Origin of the sequence: Gilliamella sp. CG16, assembly GCF_046635785.1 — a bacterium.
In the GTDB taxonomy this organism is placed as follows: Bacteria; Pseudomonadota; Gammaproteobacteria; order Enterobacterales; family Orbaceae; genus Gilliamella; species Gilliamella apicola_I.
Genome location: NZ_JBIDFL010000019.1, coordinates 1 through 6,130 on the forward strand (window position 1 = coordinate 1; position 6,130 = coordinate 6,130).

7 protein-coding genes are annotated in these 6,130 nt (G+C 35.9%); all 7 read left to right on the plus strand.

What is annotated here, in order from left to right:
• On the plus strand, positions 1–2,160 hold a 2,160-nt coding region (locus ACGH47_RS11250; RefSeq protein ID WP_411623466.1), incomplete at its 5' end, for a hypothetical protein.
• Between the two features lie 10 nt (positions 2,161–2,170).
• Positions 2,171–3,040 carry a DUF6708 domain-containing protein gene (locus ACGH47_RS11255; protein ID WP_267385922.1) on the plus strand — a complete coding sequence of 290 codons (870 nt, stop codon included), beginning with the start codon at positions 2,171–2,173 and terminating at the stop codon, positions 3,038–3,040.
• A gap of 57 nt (positions 3,041–3,097) precedes the next feature.
• A complete protein-coding gene (locus tag ACGH47_RS11260) occupies positions 3,098–3,970 on the plus strand; it encodes a DUF6708 domain-containing protein (protein WP_411623467.1) in 873 nt (290 codons plus the stop codon).
• 57 nt (positions 3,971–4,027) lie between these two features.
• On the plus strand, positions 4,028–4,204 hold the full coding sequence (locus tag ACGH47_RS11265) for a hypothetical protein (RefSeq protein WP_411623468.1): 177 nt from the start codon (positions 4,028–4,030) through the stop codon (positions 4,202–4,204).
• Positions 4,205–4,221: 17 nt separating this feature from the next.
• Positions 4,222–4,884 carry a DUF6708 domain-containing protein gene (locus ACGH47_RS11270; RefSeq protein WP_411623469.1) on the plus strand — a complete coding sequence of 221 codons (663 nt, stop codon included), beginning with the start codon at positions 4,222–4,224 and terminating at the stop codon, positions 4,882–4,884.
• Positions 4,885–4,941: 57 nt separating this feature from the next.
• Positions 4,942–5,157, plus strand: a complete 216-nt coding sequence (locus tag ACGH47_RS11275) for a hypothetical protein (protein WP_411623470.1) — start codon at positions 4,942–4,944, stop codon at positions 5,155–5,157.
• A 32-nt stretch (positions 5,158–5,189) separates the two neighbouring features.
• Positions 5,190–5,813 (plus strand): DUF6708 domain-containing protein, encoded by a 624-nt coding sequence (locus ACGH47_RS11280; protein WP_411623471.1) that lies wholly within the window; start codon positions 5,190–5,192, stop codon positions 5,811–5,813.
• Positions 5,814–6,130 lie beyond the last annotated feature (317 nt).

Consider the following 6,130-nt stretch of genomic DNA (forward strand, 5'->3'; position numbering starts at 1 on the left):
ACTGATGATGTGAAAGCCTTACAAGATGAACTCTGTTCAGACCCGGACAGCTACTACTATCAAGTTCTGGCAGGTGATGATAAGGATTTATTTGGTCAAAACGACAGTGACACGGCAGAAAATAATAGTTCTTCCGCCACATCCACCTCAATCAGTACGGCATCAGCCGGTGGTGATTTTAATAAAGTGTTAGCTGACAGCATGAATAACATTTTTGGGGCAGATATCGATGCCAGCGACGGGGATATCATGTTAGCTTATGTTATTCGTAATTACCTTTTATCGTTGCCAACGGATGTCATTTCAGGCATTGCCACCGAATACCGCAATAGCAGGGTATTGCTGAACGAAACCGTGATAAGCGATCGTTTAAAAAAATTGGCGACAAAAATAGCCGATGGAAAAGTAACCGAAGTTAAGTTAAAAATCCGCATCCCCCATATTGCCGAAGTTTTTGAAAAAATTGGTAAAATATCGGTCACCGGTGGGGTTGATTTTAAAACCAACTTAAAAACAGCAACGGGCGATAACCTTTATTTTAATAAGGCCGATTCAAAATTTTATATTATGGATTTGAATGGCAAATCCCGAAATTTTACCCGGGCTGAATACGATGTGTTAAAACAAAAAACCGTGACGCTTGACGTGAGCATGGTGACAGAAAATGCACGGGTACCGCAAAAATTACTGGATGATTTTAAAAAGCTGGCAAATGAAGATATTTTACCTATCCAAAAATTTCGACGATTTGTCGCGCGCGTTCCTCAGGATGTTGACATTTCGGTAATGGCAAATGGAGATGAATTACAACAATCATCATTAAAAGAAGTTAAAAATAAAAAGCTGCACCATGTTCCAACAGAAAACCAGAAAATTAAAGTGAATGGTTTAGCCAAATGTTTTTTAAATGTGGTGATGTTGGGGTTCACCCTGAAAGGATTAGAAGAGAACCGAAAACAACTTCAATCCGAAACCGACCCAATAGCACGAGCTTTTCTGGCTTATGATGTCTGTTCTGGTTACATTGCGCTGTGTGGCATGACGACCGAAGTGATCGGGCATATTGTTAAAATGGCAACCGCTAAAACGGCATTAAGGGTCAGCAATTTTTTAACCCGTTTTCCGCACGGCGAAAGTCGACTCATCACACAAAGTTTGCAAAGAGCTAACGGCATAAAAAACTTTTTCAATATCACCAATAATTTGCTCAATATTGCTGGTAAAGCACTTGGTCTATTAACAATAGTTGATGGTGCGATGGAAGTATTTAAAGGGTTTAATTTGATGTTCAGGGAAGGAGAAATAGCAGCTGGCACGCTAAAAATAATTGGAGGATTTACTGTAGCAATCGGCGCGGCATTATCCCTAAAAATCATCACGTTAGGGTTATCGGCTACACTGGTACCGATAGTTGGAGTTATCGTTGCAGTTGCCGGTATTATTATCATCTATATTGCCTCTTTTTTTGAACGAACCAAGTTAGAGCGTTGGTTTGCGCGTTGTGGGTTTGGGGTTGATAAGTGTCGATACCCAATGACATCCAAAGGATTACAAACCGCACTAAATGATTTTGCGTATTTAACTTCGGGCATGTCACCCCAGCTAAAATTTGGGTATTCAGAGAAAGAGGTAACCTTTGTAGATGCTTTGAAGGGTAATGTCTATCCACCACTTTATCTTAACATAACCATACACGGCTTTGATAAACAAAATGATAAATTACAATTTATTCTCACCATAAAGGATAAGGCGGATGATAATAAAAAAGCAAAACTAGAACTTAATCATAATACCGAAACATGTCTACTTGAACCTAAGATTATTGAAAATACAATGGATATGGATACAAAAAATGGCAGACAACTGATTGGTCTTCCGCTTGATAAAGGAAAATATTATAAATATCAATCCGAAGAGGTCGAAATAGATAATAGCGATAAAACAATGAAAGTGGTGGAAGCTACCCAAACCAATCTGGTGATAAATTATAAATTGGCTGAAGTCAATGCGGAATATATCGAAAAGGTAATATTTGCGGTAGAGCTGAATTATCAAAAACCTAATATGATTAACGGTGATAAAATCGAATATGCACAACCTCTTCATCTATCTTATGAATTTGAAGGTGATCTTGGCAAATTAGAAATAAAAACATTATAAGGAGTAAAAAATGCCATCACGTTACAAACCACAAATTGTTTGTTGGAAAAGTGATTTATCTAAAGGGGGGGGGTTGGTTAAACGTCATGCTAATTATGTTGCATGTGCGACGGATAATTACCTTGAAATCTATCGTAAACGAAAAATTATCGGACCTTATATTGGATTTTTTTTATTGGGAGGTGGAGAAATTTCGGTTATTTTGGCTTTTTTTGTTTGTTTAAATCAGAATAATATTCCTTGGCTTGCCGTGATATTGTCATTTATTGCATCTTTAGGAGGAGGTCTGGTTGTTTATTTAACTTTTTTCACTCTTCTTTTTGGTCACTATGCCCCCGTAAGTAATCCAATTCGTTTTAATCGAAAAACAGGCAAGGTTTACCTTTACGAAGCGGTGGCAATGAAATGGATGTTTAAAGCATGGCCACCGAGAAGAGCCTTTAAAGATTTAAACAAATTTCATATAAAAGTTTATGATTGGGAAAACTTTTATGGCGTATTACAAGGTTCGACAGTGGTCAATGTAAAAGGCGGTAGCTTTGAAGATTATGCTTTAATTGGGGCTGTGTGTGAGCCTAATAGCTATAAATTGATTGAATATATTTATATTCGAAAAACAAATTGTTTTGCGGAGGACTGGGATTGGATCTGTAATTTTATGGAATCGGACATCGATAACCCCATAGACCAAGCTGGCTTAGAATACGTTGATTATAAACCTTGGGATGCCAAAACCTTTATGCAAGTCAAACCGAAGTTAAAAATCACCTCGAGACAAATTGAAGGGTTAGACAAAGCATCGAAAGCGGGCTCAAAAGAAGAGCTAGCTCAAATAGAACAAGAGTATGAACTAACAAAAACCGTATATCCGGTCGAATAATCCTAACATTAGCTTAAAAAACGGAAAGCAAAACAATCAGGATAGCAGGAGTAAAAAATGCCATCATGTTATAAACCACCAATTGGTTGTTGGAAAAGTGATTTATCTGACGGGGGCGGACCAGGAAATAAACGTCGTGCTAATTATATTGCATGTGCAACGGATAATTACCTTGAAATCTATCGTAAACGAAAAATTATCGGACCCGGTATTTTATTTTTTTTATTTGGAGGTGGAGAAATTTTGATTATTTTTGCCTTTTTTTTTAGTTTAAATCAAAATAGAATTGATTTATTTGTGATTATAATGTTGTTTTTTACATTTATTGGATTAGGTCTGGTACTTTATTTCACTCTCTTTACTCTTCTTTTTGGTCATTATTCCCCCGTAAGTAAACCAATTCGTTTTAATCGAAAAACAGGCAAGGTTTACCTTTACGAAGCGGTGGCAATGAAATGGATGTTTAATACATGGCCACCGAGAAGAGCCTTTAAAGATTTGAACAAATTTCATATAAAAGTTTATGATTGGAAAAACTTTCATGGTGTATTACAAGGTTCGACAGTGGTCAATGTAAAAGGTGGTAGCTTTGAAAGTTATACGTTAGTTGGGGCTGCTTGTGAGCCTAATAGTTATAAAGTGATTGAATATATTTATATCCGTGAAACGGATTGTTTTACGATGGATTGGCATTGGATCTGTCATTTTATGGGAAGGAACACAGATAAACCCTTAGACCAAGCAGGTTTAGAATACGTTGATTATAAACCTTGGGATGCCAAAACCTTTATGCAAGTCAAACCGAAGTTAAAAATCACCTCGAGACAAATTGAAGGGTTAGACAAAGCATCGAAAGCGGGCTCAAAAGAAGAGCTAGCTCAAATAGAACAAGAGTATGAACTAACAAAAACCGTATATCCGGTCGAATAATCCTAACATTAGCTTAAAAAACGGAAAGCAAAACAATCAGGATAGCAGGAGTAAAAAATGCCATCACGTTACAAACCACAAATTGTTTGTTGGAAAAGTGATTTATCTAAAGGGGGGGGGCCGGTTAAACGTCATGCTAATTATATTGCATGTGCAACGGATAATTACCTTGAAATCTATCGTAAACGAAAAATTATCGGACCTTATATTGGATTTTTTTATTTGGTAGTGTAGAAATTCTGCTTATTTGGGTGTTTTTTTATTCATTGGATGTATTGGCTGCGGCTACAGTGGCTTTTGTTTCATCTATTGGGTTAGGTTTGTTTCTTTATTTAGTTTTTTTTAATTTGCTTTTTGGTCACTATGCCCCCGTAAGTAATCCAATTCGTTTTAATCGAAAAACAGGCAAAGTTTACCTTTACGAAGCGGTGGCAATGAAATGGATGTTTAAAGCATGGCCACCGAGAAGAGCCTTTAAAGATTTAAACAAATTTCATATAAAAGTTTATGATTGGGAAAACTTTTATGGCGTATTACAAGGTTCGACAGTGGTCAATGTAAAAGGCGGTAGCTTTGAAGATTATGCTTTAATTGGGGCTGTTTGTGAGCCTAATAGCTATAAATTGATTGAATATATTTATATTCGAAAAACAAATTGTTTTGCGGAGGACTGGGATTGGATCTGTCATTTTATGGAATCGGACATCGATAACCCCATAGACCAAGCAGGCTTAGAATACGTTGATTATAAACCTTGGGATGCCAAAACCTTTATGCAAGTCAAACCGCAGTTAAAAATCACCTCGAAACAAATTGAAGGATTAGACAAGGCATCGAAAGCGGGCTCAAAAGAAGAGCTAGCCCAGATAGAACAAGAGTATGAACTAACAAAAACCGTGTATCCGGTTGAATAATCTTCACGTTAGTTTAAAAAACGGAAAGCAAAACAATCAGGATAGCAGGAGTAAAAAATGCCATCATGTTATAAACCACCAATTGGTTGTTGGAAAAGTGATTTATCTAAAGGCGGTGGGCCAGGGATTAAACGTCGTGCTAATTATATTGCATGTGCAACGGATAATTACCTTGAAATCTATCGTAAACGAAAAATTATCGGACCCTGTATTTTATTTTTTTTCTTTGGAAGTATCGAAATTTCTCTTATTTTTGCCTTTTTTTTAGTTTAAATCAAAATAGAATTGATTTATTTGTGATTATAATGTTGTTTTTTACATTTATTGGATTAGGTCTGGTACTTTATTTCACTCTCATTACTCTTCTTTTTGGTCATTATTCCCCCGTAAGTAATCCAATTCGTTTTAATCGAAAAACGGGCAAGGTTTACCTTTACGAAGCGGTGGCAATGAAATGGATGTTTAAAGCATGGTCACCGAGAAGAGTCTTTAAAGATTTAAACAAATTTCATATAAAAGTTTATGATTGGAAAAACTTTCATGGTGTATTACTAGGTTCGACAGTGGTCAATGTAAAAGGCGGTAGCTTTGAAAGTTATACGTTAGTTGGGGTTGCTTGTGAGCCCAATAGTTATAAAGTGATTGAATATATTTATATCCGTGAAACGGATTGTTTTACGATGGATTGGCATTGGATCTGTCATTTTATGGGATCGGACATCGATAACCCCATAGACCAAGAAGGTTTAGAATACGTTGATTATAAACCTTGGGATGCCAAAACCTTTATGCAATTAAAACCGAAGTTAAAAATCACCTCGAGGCAAATTGAAGGGTTAGACAAAGCATCGAAAGCGGGCTCAAAAGAAGAGCTAGCCCAGATAGAACAAGAGTATGAACTAACAAAAACCGTGTATCCGGTCGAATAACCCTCACGTTAGTTTAAAAAACGGAAAGCAAAACAATCAGGATAGCAGGAGTAAATCGGGCTTTTTCTTCAAATTGTACAATTTAACGATTGGATTATAGGTAATGGTATTGTAAATACAATCAAAAAAAACGCTATTTTAATCATTAAACTGATTATTAATCTAAGTTATTTAAAAAATATAGTTAAATAAATGTTAATTTTATTTTAAAATAATAAGAAAAGCTTTGTACCGATAATGAAAGTTTAGATAGTACAATTTGCATAATAAAAAGTATGAATGGAAATAGTCATGAAAGCTCATTTAGACAAATTTAT